Raw genomic sequence first — 19,266 nt, 5'->3', positions numbered from 1 at the left:
GAAGGCAGGTACCCGTGTTTCACAACGACACCCGCGACTGGTGGCACCACGCCGCCATCTACCAGGTCTACCCGCGCTCCTTCGCCGACGCGAACGGCGACGGCGTGGGCGACCTGGCGGGCATCCGCGCCAAGCTCGGGTACCTGCACACCCTCGGCATCAACGCGATCTGGTTCAGCCCCTGGTACCCGTCGCCGATGGCGGACGCCGGCTACGACGTGGCCGACTACCGCGACATCGACCCGTCCTTCGGCACCCTCGAAGAGGCGGAACTGCTGATCGCCGAGGCGCACGAGCGCGACATCCGCATCATCATCGACATCGTGCCCAACCACTGCTCCGACGCCCACGCGTGGTTCCAGCGCGCGCTGGCCGAGGGGCCGGGCTCACCGGCCCGGGACCTGTTCTGGTTCCGGGCCGGCCGGGGCGAGCACGGCGAGCTGCCGCCCAACGACTGGAACTCCATCTTCAACGGACCGGCCTGGACCCGCGTCGCCGACGGCGAGTGGTACCTGCACCTGTTCGCCCCCGAGCAGCCCGACCTGAACTGGGAGAACCCCCTGGTCCGGGCCGAGTTCGAGGACATCCTGCGGTTCTGGTTCGACCGCGGCATCGACGGCATCCGCATCGACTCCGCCGCGCTGTGCGTGAAGGACCCGACGCTGGCCGACTTCGACCCGGCCGCCCCGCCGACCCCGCACCCGTTCGAGGACCGCGACGCCATCCACGACATCTACCGCTCGTGGCGCGTCATCGCCGACTCCTACGAGCAGCCCCGGGCGCTCATCGGCGAGGTGCTGCTCGCCGACATCGACCGGTTCGCGCTGTACCTGCGCCCCGACGAGATGCACGCCGCGTTCAACTTCCACTTCCTCGGCTGCCCGTGGGAGGCCAAGGCGCTGCGCCACTGCGTCGACGCGACCCTGGCCTCGCACGCCCCGGTCGGCGCACCGAGCAGCTGGGTGCTGGCCAACCACGACGTCACGCGTACGGTGACCCGCTACGGCCGGACCGACACCGGCTTCGAGCACGCCCTGCGCCAGGCCCGCCATCTCATGCCCACCGACGCGTCGCTCGGCCTGCGCCGGGCCCGTGCGGCGGCGCTGCTGACCCTGGCGCTGCCCGGCTCGGTGTACGTGTACCAGGGCGAGGAACTGGGCCTGCCCGACGTCGAGCGGCTGCCCGACGACACCCGCCAGGACCCGATCTACCACCGCTCCGGCGGCACCGACCCCGGCCGCGACGGCTGCCGGGTGCCGCTGCCCTGGTCGTCGACCGGTGCCTCGCACGGCTTCAGCCCGTCCGGTGGCGCCCCGGCTTGGCTGCCGCAGCCGGACTGGGCGCGCCTGACCGTCGAGGCCCAGCAGGCCGACCCCGGCTCGATGCTGCGCCTCTACCAGGCCGCCCTGGCCATCCGGGGCGCCGAGGCCGGACTCGGCGACGGCCCGATGACCTGGCTCGACACCCCGGAGGAGGTCGTGGCGTTCACCCGCCCCGGCGACTTCACCTGCGTGGTGAACCTGTCCGCCGAGCCGGTCGACCTCCCCGCCCACACGGCCGTGCTGCTGACCAGCATCGACCTGATCGACGGCCGCCTGCCCGCCGACGCCGCCGCCTGGCTGCGCACGGCCTGACAGACCCCCGCGGCGGTGGTTGAGCGGACCACCGCCGCGGGTTCCCCTCGACCTGAGGCAGGAGTTCCGATGTCCCGCAAGGTGCTGATTCCGCTGGTCGTGGCATTGGTCGTGGCGGCTGGCACCGCCGCCGCACTCGCTTGGCCGGTGAAGGACAAGCCCGCGAGCGCGCCGCCGCGCCTGACCGCCGTCGGCGACATCGCCGGGCGTGGGGCGTCGCTGCCCTGGCGGGCGTACGAGGCGGAGCACGTGGACACCGACGGGACCGTGCTCGGGCCGGATCGCCGCCACGGGACGCTCGCGGGGGAGGCCTCCGGGCGGATGGCCGTGACGCTCCAACCCGGACAGCGCCTGACCGTCACGCTAACCGCCCCGGCTAGCGCGGTGAACGTGCGGTTCTCGATCCCGGACAGCGCCGACGGCCGGGGACAGGACGCTTCGCTCCAGCTCGAAGCCGCCGGGGCGACCCTGCCCGCACTGGCGCTGACCTCGCGCTACAGCTGGTTCTACGGCGGCTTCCCATTCACGAACGACCCCGCGCAGGGCGGCGAGCGCCACCTGTACGACAGCGCCCGCGCCCTGCTCGGCACCGACCTGCCCGCGGGCGCGACCGTCACGCTGCGCGCGGGCGACCTGCCGACGACCCTCGACCTGGTCGAGTTCGAGCAGGTGGCGGCCCCGTTGCCACGGCCTACGGGGTCCCTGTCGGTGGCCGACTTCGGAGCCGACCCGAGTGGCGCGAAACCGGCTGGTGAAGCCTTCGCCGAGGCGATCGAAGCCGCCCGCGCCCAGCGCAAACCGCTCTACGTGCCCGCAGGCCGGTACGCGGTGGCGCGGCACCTGCTGGTCGACGGCGTCACTGTGCAGGGTGCGGGCATGTGGCACACCGAGCTGCGCGGCGCGGGCGTCGGTGTCTACGGCGACGCCGCGCCGAATCCCTCCCAGCGGGTGCGCGTCGCCGACCTGGCGATCATCGGCGAGGTGGGCGAGCGTGACGACAAGGCGGCGCTCGCCGGGGTCGGCGGGGCGCTCGGCGGGGGCTCGGTGCTGGAGCGGCTGTGGATCCAGCACGTGAAGGTCGGCATGTGGCTGGACGGCCCGTTCGACGGGCTGCGGATCACCGGCTGCCGGATCATGGACGTCACCGCCGACGGCATCAACCTGCACCAGGGCGTCAGCAACGCCGTGATCAGCGACAACCTGGTCCGCAACACCGGCGACGACGGCATCGCGCTGTGGTCGGAGGCCGGACCCGACGGCTTCGACGGCACGTACGGCGCGGACCGGCAGATCACCGTCGAACGCAACACCGTGCAACTGCCGATGCTGGCCAACGGCATCGCGATGTACGGCGGCCACGACAACACGGTCCGCGAGAACGTCGTCGCCGACATCCAGGTCGAGGGCGGCGGCATCCACGTCGCCAACCGCTTCTCGGCGACCCTGCTGCGCGGCGTCACCCGCGTCGAACGCAACACCACCCTGCGCGCCGGGGCCGACCACCCGTTCCTGTCCACCCCGATCGCCGCGATCTGGTTCTACGCCAAGGACGCCCCGCTCACCGGCGAAGTGCTCGTCACCGACAACGAGCTGCTCGACAGCCGATACGCCGCGCTCCAGGTCTTCGGGTCCTCAGTGACCAACGTGACCGTCACCGGCCTGCGCGTGCACACCACCGGCACCCACGTCCTCCAGATCCAGTCCACCGGCTCCCTCGCCCTCACCGGCCTGACCGCCGACGCCGTCGCCGCCGAACCCCTATTCCACTGCCCCGAAGCTGTCACCTTCACCCTCACCGGGACCTCCCTGGCCCCCTCGTACTGCGGCCCCTTCCGTCCGGCGAGGTGATCGCCGTCTCGGGTCGAAACGCGAGGTCGGACCGTACTTATCGACCTGAGACGGCGATCTTCGGAGGGGAGTGCGGGGCTGGGCGGCGGGGCGGGAAGTGATGCGAGATTGGTTCGGTTTCTGCAAGTGGCTTGCATTCCGGTGTTCTACACTTGCGCGATGGCGCGGAGGCTGGCCGAGGTGGCCCAACATGTCGGAGTCAGCGAAGCCACCGTGTCGCGGGTGCTGAACAACAAGCCGGGGATATCCGAGGCGACGCGGGCAGCGGTGCTGTCGGCGCTGGACGTGCTCGGGTATGAGCGGCCGACCAAGCTGCGCGGTGAGCGGGCCCGGCTGGTCGGGATCGTGCTGCCGGAGATGCAGAACCCGATCTTTCCAGGATTCGCCGAGGTCATGGCTGGTGCGCTGGCGAAGAAGGGGTTCACCCCGGTGCTGTGCGCGCGGACCATCGACGGGGTGGCCGAGTCGGAGTACATCACCATCCTGCTGGAGCAGAACGTCTCCGGCGTGATCTTCGCAAGCGGGCTCTACCAGCAGGCACGGGCCGCGCACGAGCACTACGCCCGGCTGCGCGAGCGCGGACTGCCCACGGTGCTGATCAATGCGAGCGCGGACGGGCTGGCCTTCCCGCGCGTGTGCACGGACGAGGAGCACGCGGTCGAGCAGGCGTACGCCCACCTGACGGCGCTCGGCCACCAACGGATCGGGCTGGTGCTCGGCCCGCCGGACCACGTGCCCTCGGCCCGCAAGCTGGCCGCCTACCGCGCCGCCCGCAAGGGCGCGCCCGAGCTGGTCGCCCACGGCGCGCTCACCATGGAGGAGGGCCACGCCGCCGCCGCGCGCCTGGTCGCCGAGGGCGCGACGGGGCTCATCTGCGCCAGCGACGTCCTCGCGATCGGTGCGATGCGGGCGGTACGCCGGGTCGGCAAGCAGGTGCCCGCCGACGTTTCCGTGGTGGGCTTCGACGACTCGGGGCTGATGGCGTTCACCGACCCGCCGCTGACCACGGTGCGCCAGCCGATAGTCGCCATGGGACAGGCCGCGGTCGCACTGCTGCTCAGCCAGATCGACGCCGAGCAGGTGCCCGACGACGAGCTGCTGTTCGAACCCGAACTGGTGGTACGCGCCTCGACCGGCCCGGCCCCCGCCGCCTGAGCAAACAGGTGGCCCGGGTGCCGCTGCGCCGGTAACGTGCGCCGCTGCGAGAGGAGCGCGCGATGAGCGAGACGTTGACCCTGTGGCGGCCCACCGGGCCGAAGGAGCTGGACCTGGTCCGGGAGTCCGGCTGGCGGGCCTGGCCGCCGCGCCTGCCCGACCAGCCGATCTTCTACCCGGTGCTGAACGAGCAGTACGCCATCATGATCGCCCGTGACTGGAATGTGCCCGCCAGCGGCTCGGGTTACGTCACCCGGTTCGCGGTGGACCGGGAGTTCGCGGGGCGTTACCCCGTGCAGCAGGTCGGCGGGCGGGACATTCTGGAGCTGTGGGTGCCCGCCGAGGAGCTGGACGAGTTCAACCGGCACCTCGTCGGCCTGATCGAGGTCGTGCACGAGTTCCACGCGACCGCCGTCTGAGACCGCCGCGCCTTCGTCAGCTCGCGTCTCGGGCTGGCGAAGGCGCGGCCAGGTCCTCCGACTGGTAGGAGGTGAGCAGGCGGTTCTCCTCGGCGTGGCGCGGGTAGTACCGGGCCACCAGGGCCATGCCCAGGGCGATGGCGAGGATCGCCGCCGAGTATGCCCAGCGGTCGCCGACCAGGAACGCGTTGCGGGCTCCTTCGATGATCTCGGCGGCGTGCTGCGGGTAGCGCTGGGCGGTGTCGGCGGCGCTCGCGAAGGACTTCTGCAGCTCGGACACCACCGCCTGGGCGATCTCCGGCGACTGCGGCGCCTCCTGGACCTGCTTGGTGATCGACCTGATGTAACCGGCGGTGAGCAGCGCGCCGAGCAGCGACTGCATGATCGCACCGCCGAGGTCGCGCTGCAGGTCGGCGGTGCCCGAGGCCATGCCGACCCGGCGCACCGGCACCGAACCGGTCAGCGAACGCGACGCCGGGGTGCCCGCCAGCCCGATCCCGACCCCGATCAGCGCGTACGCCAGCCCCACCCGCCAGTACCCGACGTCCTCGCGCCACAGCAGCAGCATGGTGACGAACGCCAGCAGGCAGAACAGGTAACCGGCCAGCAGCGTGAACCGCGAGCCGCGGCGCTCCACCAGCTTCGCCGAGTACGGCGCGAACAGCGTCATCATCAGCGGCGAGGGCAGGATCGCCGCCCCGCCCTGCAGCGCCGTGTAGCCGAGCACGTTCTGCATGAACTGCTGCCCGATGAACAGCGCGCCCATCAGCGAGCCGAACACGATGACCCCGGCCACCCCCGCGACCCAGAACGTGCGCCGGGCGGCGATCCGCAGGTCGTACAGCGGGTTGGCGGCCCGGCGCTGGCGCAGCACGAACGCGATCGCCGCCGCGACGGCGACCACCGCCAGCCCGGCCGCGGCGGCACCCGCGCCGGGGGTGGGCGCGAAGTTGACGGCCAGCACCAGGGATCCGACCAGCACGACGGACAGCACCCCGCCGAGATGGTCGACCGGCTCGGTGGACTCGTTGACGTGTGCCGGGACGCACCGGATCGCCAGGATCAGCGCTACCACCGCGAGTGGCAGGGTGAGCAGGAAGACCGATCCCCACCAGTAGCGCTGCATCGCTGCACCGGCCAGCAGCGGGCCCATCGCCGAGATCGCGCCGCCGATGCCCGACCACAGCGCGATGGCGCGGATGCGCGGCGCACCGCGCCACAACGCGGCGATCAGGGCGAGCGTCGTCGGGTAGGCCATGCCCGCGGCCAGGCCGCCGAGCATGCGGGCGCAGACCAGCATCACGTCCGAGGTGGCGTGCGAGGCCAGCAGGCAGGCGGGCACGGACAGGCTGACGCCGAGGATCAGCAGCAGCTTGCGGCCGTACCGGTCGCCGAACGCGCCCAGGTAGAGCACCGAGGCGGCCAGGCCGAGCGAGTAGCCGACCGCGACCAGGTTGAGCATGGTCTGCGACGAGTCGAACGCGCGCCCGATCTCGGGCAGCGCCACATTGGCCACGCTCAGGTTGAGGTTGGCCACGGCGGCGACCAGGATCAGCGTGCCCAGCACCAGGGCCTGGCGCGGGGGAGCCACGTCGGGCACCGCCCTGCTCGGCGTCATCGCTCGCCTCTCGCGCCGTGTCGCCCGGCAGGTGACCCGGGCGTAGCTCCACGTTATGCGGCAGCGCCGCGAGCGGGCGCGGATTCTGCGGACCAGACAATGATCTTCGAAGGAGGGGTTCGGTTCGGTTACCCGATTGCCGGGGTGGGCGGGGTGGGCCATGATCGGAGCACGATGAGGTTCGTCCTACACGAGAACACGCGGCGCGGATACGCCGCCGAGAGCCTGGCGGGTCTGTCCGTCGGCGATGCGCTGGGAGCGCAGTACTTCATGGTCGGTCGCAGGGTCGCCGACCTCGTGGCGGGCGTCGTCCCGCCGCCGGTCTGGGAATGGACCGACGACACCGAGATGGCGTGCTCCATCACCTGGATGCTGAACGAGGCGGGCCGGATCGACCCGGACCGGCTCGCCGAGGCGTTCGCCGAGCGCTGTGAACCCCTCCGGGGGTACGGCGTCGGCGCGTTCATCATCCTGCGGCGAGTGCGCGGCGGCGCGCCCTGGCAGCAGGCCGCCACCGAGGCGTTCGAGGGGCAGGGTTCCTGCGGCAACGGGGCCGCGATGCGGGTCGCGCCGCTGGGGGCGTACTTTCCCGACGATCCGAAACGGGCCGCCGAGGAGGCCGTCGCGTCGGCGATGGTCACCCACGCGCACCCGGAGGGCGTGGCCGGGGCCGTGGCGGTCGCCGTCGCGGCCAGTCACGCCTGCGCGGGTCGGTTGTCGGGCACGCGCCCGAAGCCGGGGCCGTTCGTGGACGCGGTGCGCGCGCTGACCCCGCCGGGCCGGGTGCACCGGGGGCTCGGCCGGGCGCGGAAGATGCTGCACCTGCCGGCCGCCGAAGCGGCGTACGAGCTGGGCAACGGCGCGGCGATCACCGCGCAGGACACGGTGCCGTTCACGGTGTGGGTCGCCGCCCGGATGCTGCACGACTATCCGGCGGCGATCCGCACCTGCGTCGAGGCGGGCGGGGACGTCGACACGACGGCGGCGATCGTCGGCGGCATCGTCGCGGCGTACACGGGGCTCGCCGGGATCCCGCCGGACTGGCTCGCCGCCCGCGAACCGCTGCCCACCTGGGCCGGTTGACGGCCGCCACGCCCCAGGCTGAGGAAGGGCACCTTCCCAACAGAGCTCTGTTGGGAAGGTGCCCTTCCTTCGCATCACGGGCTACGCCGGTAAGAAGTGCCCTGCCTTGGCTCACGGGCTACGGCGGCGGGAGTTGGGGGATGACGGTGGTGGCGACCAGGTCCAGGTGGTCGAGGTCGGACAGGTCGAGTAGCTGGAGGTAGACGCGCTGCGCGCCGATCTCGGCGTACCGGCCGAGCTTCTCGACGATCTCGGCGGGGGAACCGGCCAGGCCGTTGGCGCGCAGTTCGTCGACCTCCCGCCCGATCGCCGCGGCGCGGCGGGCCACCTCGGCGTCGGTGCGCCCGCAGCACAGCACCAGCGCGCTGGACAGGCGCAGCGCGCCGGGGTCGCGGCCGGTGCGCACGCACGCCTCGCGTACCCGGCCGAACTGGGCCGCCGTGTCCTCGACACCGGCGAACGGCAGGTTGAACTCGTCGGCGAACCGGGCCGCGAGCACCGGCGTACGCCGCTTGCCGCCACCGCCGATCAGGATCGGGGGATAGGGCCGCTGCGCCGGTTTGGGCAGCGCGGGCGAGCGTTTCACCGTGTAGTGCTCGCCGTGGAAGTCGAACGCGCCGCCGACCGGGGTCGACCACAGCCCCGTGATGATGTGCAGCTGCTCGCCGAGCCGGTCGAAGCGCTCACCGAGCGGCGGGAACGGGATGCCGTACGCCTCGTGCTCCTCGGCGTACCAGCCGGTGCCGATGCCGAGCTCGACCCGGCCTCCGCTCATCGCGTCCACCTGGGCGACGCTGATCGCCAGCGGCCCCGGGAGCCGGAACGTCGCCGCGGTGACCAGCGTGCCGAGCCGGATCCGGCTGGTGTCGCGGGCCAGCCCGGCCAGCGTGGTCCAGGCGTCGGTCGGCCCCGGCAGGCCGGTGACGTCGCCCATCTTCAGGTAGTGGTCGGACCGGAAGAACGCGCCGTATCCGGCGTCCTCCGCGGCGCGCGCCACCGCGAGCAGCTGCTCGTACGTGGCGCCCTGCTGGGGCTCGGTGAACACGCGCAGTTCCACAGCCCGAGCCTAGCCAAGCAAGATCGGTGTTTCGTGCCAGAACCCGAGGTCAGGCCGCAGATCTTGGCACGAGACAGCGATCAGGGATGGTTGTCAGGCGAGGCAGGGCAGTCAGGCGAGGCAGGCGGGGATGCGGCCGCCGTTGAAGGCGGCGACGTCGGCGAGGATCGCGTAGTTGTCCAGTTCCGCGCCGCGCGGCACGCCATGCGCTTCGGCGTACGCCCGGTGCAGGTTGGCCACGAGGCGCTCGGAGTCCAGCCAGGTCTTGAAGCGGCCCAGGTCGGCACGGCGGGCGGCCTCCAGCGGGGTGAGTCCCGCCGCGATCCCCTCGGTGGCCAGCTCCTGCACCAGCCGCAGGTAGTCGGCGTTGGCGGCGAACACCTCCGGCCCGGCGAGCGGGCCGTGCCCGCTGACCACGACCGCCGGGTCGAGGGCGGCCAGCCGGGACAGCACCTCCAGCGAGCCCTCGATCGAGCCCATCATGCACAGCGGGGTGACCTCGGAGAACGTGATGTCCCCGGTGAACAGCACCCGGTGCTCGGGAATCCACACCACGGTGTCGCCGGTGGTGTGCGCCGGACCGGGGTGCCACAGCTCCACCCGCAGCTCCCCGGCGTGCAGGGTGAGCCGGTCGGTGTAGGTGAGCGTGGGCACGGCCGGGGCGACCTCGCCCCAGGTCACGTCGGGCCAGATGCCGGGCAGGTTCAGCCCGTCGCCGATGATGTCGGCGCGCGCGTTCTCGTGGGCGACGACGACCGCGTCCGGCGCGACCGTGCGCGCGCCGTAGTGGTGGTCGCCGTGCCGGTGGGTGACCACCAGGGTGCGTACCGGAGCCCAGGTCAGCGAAGCGATGTGCTCGGCGAGCAGGCGGGCGCGGCGTTCGGTGGCGGTCGCGTCGACCAGGGTCACCGCGTCCGGCCCGAGCAGCACGCCCGCGTTGCTGACGCACCAGCCGCCGTCGGGCTGCAGGTACGCGTACACGTCGGGGGCGAGGCGGGTCAGGGACGGCGTGGGTTCCACGACGGGCGATACCGTGCTGGCCATGTGATCCCCCGGAGTTCGTCGGGCAGCGACGGTCGCCAGTCTGTCAGAGAACCGGTGCCGCCGCGCCCTGTGGTCTCGATCACTCCGGATGCGACGTTCGCCCGAACGGGGTAGCTTTCGTTTCGTGACATTCAGCGCGCCCACCGGTCCAATCCGGTGGGTCGTGCGCCTTTCGGCGCGGATGCTCACCGCGCTGGCCCTGATGGGCCTGCTGCTCGCCCCCTCGGCGGGACACGCCGCGCAGCCCGTGGCCCGGCCGCAGGCCGAGCAGACGACGGTCAGCGAGGCCGCCGCCAGCTACGAGGCGGCACCCGCCCCGGCGGCGGCACCCGTCCAGATCGGAACCGCCGAGCAGGTCACGGTCGACCGTGTCGCCGTGTACGCCGTCAGGCTGCCGGGCTCGGCACACCAGCGGGCGCAGGGCAGCCGCGCCCCGCCTGCCTGATCCTCGGTCGTCTAGCCGCTGCCGATCTGCGGCGTCGCCTCCGGCATAAGGGCCCCTGATGCGCTGACGCTCATCCGTGTCCGCCGTCCGGATCACGCCTCGCCGCGCGAGGACTCTCCCCGCGAGACCTCTCCCCGCGACTGAGCACCGCGGGACCGCGCACCGGAGCAACGCCATGCCCGGCGTCTGAGCACCCGCAACGTCTCCTCTCGCGAAGAACCCCCGAAGTCGCGTCCACCCCTCCACCCACCCCGAGGTGTCGATCATGAACGTCGTCCTGGACCTGTTCCTCCGTGACCTGCCCAACGCCGCGCTCGTCTGGTCACTGCTCGCCGTGCTGGCCGTCGTGGCCATCGGCGCGCTGACCCTGTACACCCGCCAGCCGGAGCCCGCGCCGGTCGCGCCCGCCCCGGCGGAACTGGAGCAGCAGGCGCTGCTGGCGGCGCACGCGCAGGCGCTGGTCCGCAAGGCGCGCGAGGCGACGGCAGCGGCCGAGCGCGCTGCGGCGACCGCCCGGCGGCGGCGCGAGGAGTGGCTGGCCGCGCAGGACGTTGCCGAGACCGCGTGGCAGCGCTACGACGAGGCCGACTCGCAGGCGCGCCGGACGCTGACCGCCGCCGCGATCCCGCTGCCGCGCACCCCGCAGACCCCCGCCGAGTACGCCTTCCGCGAGCGCCACCTGCACCGCGCCGCCATGTCGGCCTGCTCGCACCAGCAGCTGTCCGCCCTGGAACTGAGCGACGCGCTGGCCCACCGCGGCGGCTGGGACCCGCGCCGGCACCCGATCGAGCAGGAGACGATGCTGTCGCAGTTCGCCCGCGCGTCGCTGCGCACCGCGTACCGCCGCGCGGCCGACACCGAGAAGCAGACCTGGCTGGCCACCGAGGCGGCCGTCGCGGCGGCGGACTCCCTGCGCTCGGCCGCGCACGCCGCCCACGTCCGCGCCCGCCGGGTCACCCGCCGCGTCACCCCGCCCGCCGACGCGACCCTCGCCGACCTGATCTGACCCGCGCCCGCCTCCGGCCGACGCACCCACCGCCGGAAACGCGGTCGAGGGGCGTTCGGCCGGGGCGGTAGGGTCCGGGCGTGATCATTCGAGAGGCGACCGGCCCGGACTGGGCGGCGATCTACCCGTTCTTCACCGAGATCGTTGCCGCGGGGGAGAGCTACGCGTTCCCGGAGGGCATGGACACCGAGCGGGCGCGGCCGTGGTGGATGGAGCAGGCCCCGGGCCAGACCGTGGTGGCCGTGGACGGGGACACCGTGCTCGGCTCGGCCAAGATGGGCCCGAACCGGCCGGGTCGCGGGGCGCACATCGCGACCGCGAGTTTCATGGTCGATCCGGCGCACCAGGGGCGCGGCGTGGGCCGGGCGCTGGGCGGGCACGTGCTGGACTGGGCGCGGACCCAGGGATACCACGGCATGCAGTTCAACGCCGTCGTGGAGACCAACACCGCCGCGGTACGGCTGTGGCAGGCGCTCGGCTTCGAGATCCTCGCCACGGTGCCGGAGGCGTTCGAGCACCCCGAGCACGGCCGCGTCGGCCTGCACGTCATGTACCAGCGGCTGTAGCCGAAACGCCCATCCGGGCGGGATCCGGTGGCGCGCTGCGCTCAGAACGGGTGAATTCGTACCTACCGGTGCGGGGTCCGGCTGCGAAATCCGCGCTTCGGGGCAAATGCGGAGAGTAGAGAGCCAATTACTTTCAGTGAAAAAATCTTGAGTTTGCCCTGGACGACCGCAGGTCAGGCGACGTAGCGTGATCCCCAGTGGCGCGACGCTCGATGAAGGCCCCAGGGGTCCCAGCGGGCCGGCCAGGCCGGAGAACTCGTTTTCCGGTCGCAGGCGCCGAGCGAAGTGCACAGGGGGATGGGTGGACAGATGCCGTTGGGGGACGGCGTTCACCCGGACAGTGAAAAAGGCCGGCGGTCGCTAACGGGGGTGAGCGACCGCCGGCCGCACTGTCGACAGAGGTTCCACCTCAGGCCCCGGGGGACGGGCGCGGCGTGAACGAGGGCAGGGCGATCTCGGTCGGCAGCCGGGCGGCCTCGGCCAGGCGGCGTTCCCAGTCGGCGCGTACGCGGTCCAGCTCCTCGCGGTGCGCGGTCTCCCACGCGTCCAGCCACCACGACAGCAGTCGCATCGCCGCCAGGTGCGCGGGCATCCGGCACTCGGCGTCGTCGGTGTAGAGCGCCTTCAGCTCGGCCTCCGCCAGCACCCACCCCGGCCCCGCCGGGCGGCCGTCGATCGGCGCCTCCTCCGGGCGCAGGTCCCAGTTCCGGAACAGGAAGTCGTCCCGCCCCTGCCACGCGACGGCGTGCCCGCGCGCGGCCATGCAGGACGAGAACGGCAGCCACGCCGCGACCACCACCGGATGGGACTCGACGCGCTCCTTCAACCCGGGCAGGCTCACCAGGTCGTACGCCCCCACCGGCGGATCAGCGTCGTGATACTCACGCAGCTCGTACCGCTCCCGGCAGGCGTTGCTGGCCGCCACCCAGGCGGTCACGTCGTCGTCCGGCCCCAGATGCCACTGCTCCGACAGCGGCTCCTGCGGCATCCGGGCGTTGCCCATCGCATTGCCCTGGTCACGCCGCCGCGTCGGCCCGTGCGTGGTCGAGATCGGACCGGGTCGGCGGTGAGCGATCGGGAGAGCGGCCCCCATAGTGACGCTCGGCGATGGTAGAACCGCATCCTGCCGTTCGCCGCATCCGAGGAGTAGTTGTCGATGGCCACAGTGGAAACCCCTCCAGCCGGGATCGATCCGCCCGGTGTGGTCCGCCGACCGCTGCGCTGGGTGCCGGTCGCCGGAGCGCTGCTCGGCACGCTGGCTTTTCTCGGCGACGAGCTGCCCGGGCTCGCGGGGCAGCTCGTACTGATGCTGACCAGCAACGGCTTCGCCTGGGGAGCGGCCGCGCTCGTCACGGGTCACCTGGTCCGCCAGGCCCGCCGCGCACCGCTCGTCGCGACCGTCGTGCTGCTCGTCGCCACCGCGATGTACTACCTGCTGATCCTTTTCGTGTCGCGGCGCTGGAGCGGCGGTCAGCTTGAGGACGGCTCGTCCGCCGACACGTACGCCCTGTTCAGCTTGGCCCGCGCGGCGGGTTTCTGGGCGCTGCTCGCGATCGGTGCGGGGCTGGTGCTTGGCCTGCTCGGCCATGCCGTGCGCAACGGCTCCCCGCGTACGTCCGCGGCCGCCGCGGGGGCGGCCTTCGGCCTGCTGGCCGGCGAGGGCCTGTACGGACTGTTCACCATGGCCTGGACGATGATCGGTGACTCCTTCGTTCAGGCCTATGTCATCTCGTACGCGGCGCAGGTGTGCCTCGCGATGGCCGTCGTGACCGTGCTGACCGCCCGCCGCGACGCGCCCGTCTCCTGGCCGGTCTACACCGCCTCGGCGCTGTCCGCCGCCGCCCTCGGCGCCACCTTCTGGTCAGTGCTGCAGGCGATCCGCTCCACCGGCTTCTGACCTGCCCACGATCACCGGACCTGCCGGGTAGCCGGGCGGGTCTTTGAGCGCTCATCAGCCCACCTGCACGGCGAGTCGGATGACCTCGGGCCGGGTCGTGCATACTGCGCGGATGCGGTTCACCAAGACGTTCAGCGAGCAGCAGTACGACCAGGCCCTCGACGCGTGGTCGTGGCTCGGCCTGGAGGGCCGCAAGCCGCTGTTCACCTCGCTGTTCGGCGACGTGTTCCTGGCCGGCGGGGACGGCTGCTGGTATCTCGACACCATCGAGGGCGCGCTCACCAGGGTCTGGGCGTCGGCCGATGAGCTGGAACGCGAGCTGTCCACCGAGCAGGGGCAGGACCGCTACCTGCTGGGCGGGCTCGCCGCCCAGGCCGACGCGCGTGGCCTGAGACTCGGGCCGGACCAGGTGTACACGTTCATGCCGCCACCGGTCATCGGCGGCGGTGTCACGGTCGAGTCCGTCGTCGTGGAGAGTTTCACCGTCGCGGTGAACATCGCCGGGCAGATCCACGAACAGGTCCGCGACCTGCCGCCGGGCACCTCGATCACCGGCGTGACGCTCGGCTGATCACCGCAGACGCGCAACGAACGCGTCGGGGCTGAGACCGTCCAGGCCGTTCTGCTCGATCCGTGCGGCCAGGGCCCGGGACCAGGTCACCAGGCCGGTGACCGCGACGTCGTGGGGCGGGTGTGCCGCGTACTGCTCGATCCGGTCGGCGGCCCTGCGCAGCAGGCGGGCCGCGCCGGTGGCGTTGCCCCGCCGGGCGTGGGTGAGGCCGACCGCGAGCTGCGCCAGCCCGCGCCACAGCTCGCGCTCCGGCTCGGGGGCGGCCTTCCACGCGCCCTCCAGCACCTCGTGCGCGTGGAACGCGTGACCCTCGACCAGCAGCCGCTGCGCCTGCGCGAGTGCCTCGTCCGGCGGCAGGCGCAGGTCGTCCGGCGTGGTCGGCACGCCCGGCGCACCGTGCGGCAGCGGGCGGCCGAGCCCGTCGCGCGGGCGCGCGTTGCGGGGCCGTCCAGCCGTGTCCCGATCCCGTTCCACCGCACCGCTCATCACACCATCCTGCCCCGCGCGCTACCTGAGGGCACGGCGGAGGGCGCCGCGGCCGTCGAGTTCGGTCAGCACCGCGTTGAGCTGATCCACCTGCGCGTCGGTATGGGCCGAGGTCAGCTGCACCCGGAAGCCGACCTGCCCGCGCGGCACCAGCGGGTACGCGGCCAGCGTGACGTACACGCCGCGCCGCCAGAGCAGGTCGGCCACCTCCGCCAGGTCGTAGCCGGGGGACAGCGGCAGCTCGATCACCGGGGTCTGGTGCCGGTTGGGTGTGTGCACGCCGAGCGTTCGCAGGTGCGCCAGCACCCGGGCCGTCAGCCGGTGCAGCGTGGCGCGCAGCTGCTCGCCGCGGGCCTCGTTGACGTCGAACCCGGCCAGCACCGCCGCCAGCGAGTGCACCGGCGACGGCCCGGAGTACAGGTAGGGCGGGGCGGCGAGCTTCAGGTGCTCCTTCACCGCCGTGGGCACTGCCACGAACGCCAGCAGCGCCGAGTACGCCTTGGAGAAACCCCCGACGAGCACCACGTCGTCGTACGTCTGCCCGCAGTGGCGCACCACCGCGTTGCCGCGCGACCCGTACGGCGTGCTCGCCCCGTCGCCGCGTTCGCCGATCACGCCGAAGCCGTGCGCGTCGTCGACGTACAGCAGCGCGCCCCACTCGCGGCAGACCGTGGCGAGCGCGGCCAGATCCGGGATGTTGCCGGTCATGCTGTTCACGCCGTCGAGGCAGACCACCCGGGGCCGGCCCGGATCGGCCGAGCGCAGCAGCCGCACCAGCTCGTCAAGGTCCTCCGCGTGCCAGCGGTAGAGCCGCGCGCCCAGCCCCCGGGCGTACGCGCCGCCGTCGTAGATCGTCTTGTGCGCGCTGGCCTCGACGAACACCGTGCCGCCGCCGACCAGCGCGGGCAGCACCGACATGTGGATGTGGGTGATCGTCGGCAGCACGAGGGTGTCCGGCGCGCCGAGCAGTTCGGTCAGCCGCTCCTCGATCTCGGGGTAGAGCCGCGGGTTGCCGAGCAGGCGTGACCAGCCGGGATGTGTGCCCCAGCGGCGCACCGCCCGCTCACCGGCGGTGATGATGTCCTCGTCGAGGTCGAAGCCGAGGTAGTTGCAGGACGCGAAGTCGGTCAGCCAGGTGTCGCCGACGCGGATGCGGCGGCCGTCGACCTCCTCGATGATCGCGTCGTACATCGGCGTCTGGGTGCGCAGCCGGTCCAGTTGGTCGACCGACGGCACCCGGTGCGCGTCCGGCAGGTGCGCCGACGTCTTCGTCATGCCCCCTCCCCGGTACGCGCGCCGTCTCCGGGACTGCCGAATCGCCGGCTCATGCGGCCACCTTCTGCTCGGTGATGAAGCTGATGGCCTGCTCGCTGGTGAGCGGGCGGGCGAACAGGAAACCCTGGCCGTAGCGGCAGCCGATGCGTGACAGCAGGTCGCGTTCGACGGTGCGCTCGATGCCCTCGGCGATCACCTGCAGGCCCAGCGTGTGGGCCAGCCGGACGATCCCGTCGACGAGCGCGGCCTGCTGCGCCGAGGAGGCGATGGTGCTGGTGAACAGCCGGTCGATCTTCACCACGTCCAGCGGTACGTGGCGCAGGTAGCTCAGCGACGAGTAGCCGGTGCCGAAGTCGTCGATGGCCACCCGGATGCCGGTGGTGCGCAGCTCGGTGAGGTCCTCCCAGACCCCGTCGTCGTCACGCAGCAGCAGGCTCTCGGTGATCTCCAGCATGAGCTGGTGCGGCGGCAGCCCTTCGGCGGCCAGCGTCTCGTGCAGGCTGGCCACGAACCCCGGGGTGCGGAACTGGCGGGCGGAGACGTTGATGCTGACGTACGGCACCGACGTCGTGCCCGCCTCGCGCTGCCAGCGTGCCGCCTCGGCCACCGCTCCGCGCAGCACCTGGTCGCCGATCGCCACGATCTGCCCCGACTCCTCGGCGACCTCGATGAACTCGCCCGGCAGCAGCCGCCCACGGGTGGGGTGGTTCCACCGGACCAGCGCCTCGTACCCGGCGGTGAAGCCGGTGCGCAGCTCGACGATCGGCTGGAACTCGACCGTGAACTCCTTGCCCGCGATGGCCTGGTCCAGCTCGGCGCGCAGTTCCAGCCGCTCCACGATCGCGGTGTGCAGGTCGGGCAGGTAGCGCCGCCACTGGCCCTTGCCCTCGCCCTTGGCGACGTACAGCGCCAGGTCGGCCTGTCGCAGCAACTCGGGTGCGCTGCGCGCGTCGGCGCTGGTGGCGATGCCGATGCTGGCGATGCCGGAGACCAGCCGGTCGTCGATGGTGAACGGCTCGGCCAGCGCGGCCACGATCCGATCGGCGACGTCGTCGATGGTGGCGGCGTCGGGAGCGCCCTCGATCAGCGCGGCGAACTCGTCGCCGCCGAGCCGGGCCGCAACGTCGTCGGCGCGCAGCACCCCGGCCAGCCGCTCGCCGACGGCACGCAGCAGCCGGTCCCCGTGCTCGTGGCCGAGGGTGTCGTTGACGACCTTGAAGTCGTCGAGGTCGATGAACAGCACGCCGACGATGGAGCCGTCGGCGTCGGCGCGGGCGATGGCCTGGCCGATGCGCTCGGCGAAGCGCACCCGGTTGGCCAGGCCGGTGAGCGAGTCGTGGTACGCCAGGTGGGTCAGCTCGGACTCCATCCGGCGCTGGTCGGTGACGTCGCGCAGGGTCACCACCAGGCCGTTGACGGTCGGTTCGTCGCGCAGGTCACGGCAGGAGACCTCGGTCTGCACGGTGGTGCCGTCGGGGCGCAGCACGGTCCAGTCCGCGGTGTCGACCGCCTCGTCCTCGGCTGCGGCCAGCCGGAACAGGCCGGCGACCAGGGTGTGGTGCGGGCTGTCGACCAGCTGGGAGAGGTTCTTGCCGGGAAGCTCCGCGGTGCCGAACACCGACGGGGCGGACGGGCTGGCGTACCGGATGCGGCCGCCGTCCGGTTCGAGGATCAGGATCACGTCCGAGGTGTTGTGCACCAGGGTGCGGAAGTAGCGCTCGCTGTTGTGGCGGGTGATCTCGTTGCTCAGCATGATCCGCTCGATGGCCAGCGCGGCCTGGGCGGCGACCAGCTCCATCGGCAGCTGCAGGTAGCTGAGCGAGTTCTCGTCCGAGGAGATCAGCAGCATGCCGATGTGCGGATCGCCGGTGGGCCGGTCCTCCAGGGCCAGCGGGCAGATCATGGTGATCTCGAAATCGCCCATCTGGGCCGCGATGTCCGGCGGCAGCGACTTGGTGAAGCGCAGCCGGGAGCCCATCGTGGTGGGCGCGGGATGGAACAGGTCGGGCGCGGTGCCGTCGTTCATGACCATGGCGACCCGGTAGTCCGAGCCCGGCGGCAGCAGCCGCTCGGCGGTGCGCTTGAGCGCCCAGGTGACGCCCTCGACCGTGGTCGCCGACATCAGCGCGGCGTTGCTGGCCCGGATGCCGCTGGTGCGGATGGTGTTGCCCCGGTAGCTGTTGATCACACCGAACAGGCGCATCAGCACCAGCAGCACCGTGCACACCACGAAGGCGACGATGACCATCGGATACTTGAGCCGCCCCTGGCCCACGCCGACGATCAGCACCGCGAGTGGAATGAGAACGAACAGCGTGAGCAGGGCCTGGTGCAGCGTGCGCATCTCGCGTGGTTTGACCACACGGGGGGTGGTCAGGTCGGCCATCGACGGGTGCAGCGCGGCCGCGCCCCAGCAGGAGTAGAAGATGATCCAGCCCAGGTCGACGGGCCCGCCGACGGTCCAGTAGCCGTGCAACTGGACCAGGCCGTACATGACGTCGGCGGCCAGCAGGCCGACCGCTCCGACGGTCAGCAGTGCCACCGTGGGGCTGAACGGCACCACGGATATCAGCCGGCCCACCGTGGCCAGGATGAGGATGTCGCCCAGCGGGTACGCCACGGAGACCAGGCGCTGGCTCATGGTCAGGTCCTGGTTGAGGATCTGCGGGCTGATCAGGAAGATCCAGGAGAGCAGGCCGAGCCCGGCGGTGACGATCAGCGCGTCCAGCGGCACGGTGCGGTCCCGGCTGGCCGCTCCGGCCTTGGACAGGCCGAGCAGGCCGATCGTGACCGCGGGATACATCGCCAGGTAGAGCATGTCCGCCGGGGACGGGAACGGGTTCACCTGGTGCAGCACGTCGGTCATGAGATTGTAGAGCGTGTCGCCGAAGGAGAGCAGGAGCAGGCCCGCGATGATCCAGAACCACGGGGACCAGCGGCGCGGGCGGTAGCGGAACAGGCCGTACACGATCGCGCCCGCGCTGCTCAGGCCGATCGCGCTCCAGAGCGGGATGTGCCAGCCGGGCTGGGCATAGAACAGCCCCGCCAGGACGGCCATCCAGGCGCCGTACCAAGCCATCACTCTGCGGGCTGACACGCTCCTCCTTCCGGCGGGGCGGCATGCGGCCCGAATTAGGTAATTGTGACAGCTTTTCGTATAAC

Annotated in this window: 17 protein-coding genes; 10 read left to right on the top strand and 7 right to left on the bottom strand. The window is 72.2% G+C overall.

The features are described 5' to 3' along the window. Positions 1-14 precede the first annotated feature (14 nt). The 4 genes from HAV40_RS35175 (at position 15) to HAV40_RS35160 (ending at position 5,056) form a co-directional block, all read left to right on the top strand. Positions 15-1,634, top strand: a complete 1,620-nt coding sequence (locus HAV40_RS35175; RefSeq protein ID WP_166388622.1) for a glycoside hydrolase family 13 protein — start codon at positions 15-17, stop codon at positions 1,632-1,634. Positions 1,635-1,703: 69 nt separating this feature from the next. Further along, positions 1,704-3,482, top strand: coding sequence for a right-handed parallel beta-helix repeat-containing protein (locus tag HAV40_RS35170; RefSeq protein ID WP_166388621.1), 1,779 nt, complete (start codon positions 1,704-1,706; stop codon positions 3,480-3,482). Between the two features lie 159 nt (positions 3,483-3,641). Further along, entirely contained in the window at positions 3,642-4,637 is a 996-nt protein-coding gene (locus HAV40_RS35165) for a LacI family DNA-binding transcriptional regulator (protein ID WP_166388620.1), read from the top strand. Between the two features lie 62 nt (positions 4,638-4,699). Next, positions 4,700-5,056, top strand: a complete 357-nt coding sequence (locus tag HAV40_RS35160; protein WP_166388619.1) for an ADP-ribosylation/crystallin J1 — start codon at positions 4,700-4,702, stop codon at positions 5,054-5,056. A 16-nt stretch (positions 5,057-5,072) separates the two neighbouring features. Here HAV40_RS35160 and HAV40_RS35155 read toward each other — a convergent pair whose 3' ends face one another. Beyond that, positions 5,073-6,674 (bottom strand): MFS transporter, encoded by a 1,602-nt coding sequence (locus HAV40_RS35155; protein WP_166388618.1) that lies wholly within the window; start codon positions 6,672-6,674, stop codon positions 5,073-5,075. Between the two features lie 174 nt (positions 6,675-6,848). On the opposite strand from HAV40_RS35155, the gene HAV40_RS35150 reads away from it, so the two are divergent. Next, positions 6,849-7,757: an ADP-ribosylglycohydrolase family protein gene (locus HAV40_RS35150; protein ID WP_166388617.1), complete on the top strand. Its 909-nt coding sequence runs from the start codon at positions 6,849-6,851 to the stop codon at positions 7,755-7,757. A 118-nt stretch (positions 7,758-7,875) separates the two neighbouring features. On the opposite strand, the gene HAV40_RS35145 is transcribed toward HAV40_RS35150, so the two are convergent. Continuing rightward, positions 7,876-8,814: an LLM class F420-dependent oxidoreductase gene (locus tag HAV40_RS35145; RefSeq protein WP_166388616.1), complete on the bottom strand. Its 939-nt coding sequence runs from the start codon at positions 8,812-8,814 to the stop codon at positions 7,876-7,878. Between the two features lie 111 nt (positions 8,815-8,925). Beyond that, complete coding sequence (locus tag HAV40_RS35140; RefSeq protein WP_166388615.1) at positions 8,926-9,858, bottom strand: MBL fold metallo-hydrolase; 933 nt, start codon at positions 9,856-9,858, stop codon at positions 8,926-8,928. Between the two features lie 124 nt (positions 9,859-9,982). Here HAV40_RS35140 and HAV40_RS35135 point away from each other — a divergent pair, with 124 nt between their 5' ends. The 3 genes from HAV40_RS35135 (at position 9,983) to HAV40_RS35125 (ending at position 11,875) form a co-directional block, all read left to right on the top strand. Beyond that, complete coding sequence (locus HAV40_RS35135) at positions 9,983-10,303, top strand: hypothetical protein (protein ID WP_166388614.1); 321 nt, start codon at positions 9,983-9,985, stop codon at positions 10,301-10,303. A gap of 265 nt (positions 10,304-10,568) precedes the next feature. Next, complete coding sequence (locus HAV40_RS35130) at positions 10,569-11,309, top strand: hypothetical protein (RefSeq protein ID WP_166388613.1); 741 nt, start codon at positions 10,569-10,571, stop codon at positions 11,307-11,309. Between the two features lie 80 nt (positions 11,310-11,389). Further along, positions 11,390-11,875 carry a GNAT family N-acetyltransferase gene (locus HAV40_RS35125; protein ID WP_166388612.1) on the top strand — a complete coding sequence of 162 codons (486 nt, stop codon included), beginning with the start codon at positions 11,390-11,392 and terminating at the stop codon, positions 11,873-11,875. A 409-nt stretch (positions 11,876-12,284) separates the two neighbouring features. Here the strand turns inward: HAV40_RS35125 and HAV40_RS35120 are convergent, their stop codons facing one another. Continuing rightward, positions 12,285-12,878, bottom strand: a complete 594-nt coding sequence (locus tag HAV40_RS35120; RefSeq protein WP_166388611.1) for a hypothetical protein — start codon at positions 12,876-12,878, stop codon at positions 12,285-12,287. A 153-nt stretch (positions 12,879-13,031) separates the two neighbouring features. Here HAV40_RS35120 and HAV40_RS35115 point away from each other — a divergent pair, with 153 nt between their 5' ends. After that, positions 13,032-13,772: a DUF6518 family protein gene (locus HAV40_RS35115; protein ID WP_166388610.1), complete on the top strand. Its 741-nt coding sequence runs from the start codon at positions 13,032-13,034 to the stop codon at positions 13,770-13,772. A gap of 112 nt (positions 13,773-13,884) precedes the next feature. Further along, positions 13,885-14,343 (top strand): hypothetical protein, encoded by a 459-nt coding sequence (locus tag HAV40_RS35110; protein ID WP_166388609.1) that lies wholly within the window; start codon positions 13,885-13,887, stop codon positions 14,341-14,343. Here the strand turns inward: HAV40_RS35110 and HAV40_RS35105 are convergent, their stop codons facing one another. From HAV40_RS35105 to HAV40_RS35095, 3 genes are read right to left on the bottom strand one after another with little or no spacing between them, the layout of a single operon-like run. Next, positions 14,344-14,829 (bottom strand): DUF309 domain-containing protein, encoded by a 486-nt coding sequence (locus tag HAV40_RS35105; RefSeq protein ID WP_166388608.1) that lies wholly within the window; start codon positions 14,827-14,829, stop codon positions 14,344-14,346. It lies immediately after the preceding gene. A 21-nt stretch (positions 14,830-14,850) separates the two neighbouring features. Beyond that, positions 14,851-16,104 (bottom strand): aminotransferase class I/II-fold pyridoxal phosphate-dependent enzyme, encoded by a 1,254-nt coding sequence (locus tag HAV40_RS35100; RefSeq protein ID WP_203671709.1) that lies wholly within the window; start codon positions 16,102-16,104, stop codon positions 14,851-14,853. A 49-nt stretch (positions 16,105-16,153) separates the two neighbouring features. After that, entirely contained in the window at positions 16,154-19,201 is a 3,048-nt protein-coding gene (locus HAV40_RS35095; RefSeq protein ID WP_166388607.1) for a putative bifunctional diguanylate cyclase/phosphodiesterase, read from the bottom strand. Between the last annotated feature and the right edge of the window lie 65 nt (positions 19,202-19,266).

It is taken from the genome of Catellatospora methionotrophica (assembly GCF_011297335.1).
In the GTDB taxonomy this organism is placed as follows: domain Bacteria; phylum Actinomycetota; class Actinomycetes; order Mycobacteriales; family Micromonosporaceae; genus Catellatospora; species Catellatospora methionotrophica.
This window is presented reverse-complemented; position numbering and strand designations above follow the sequence as displayed.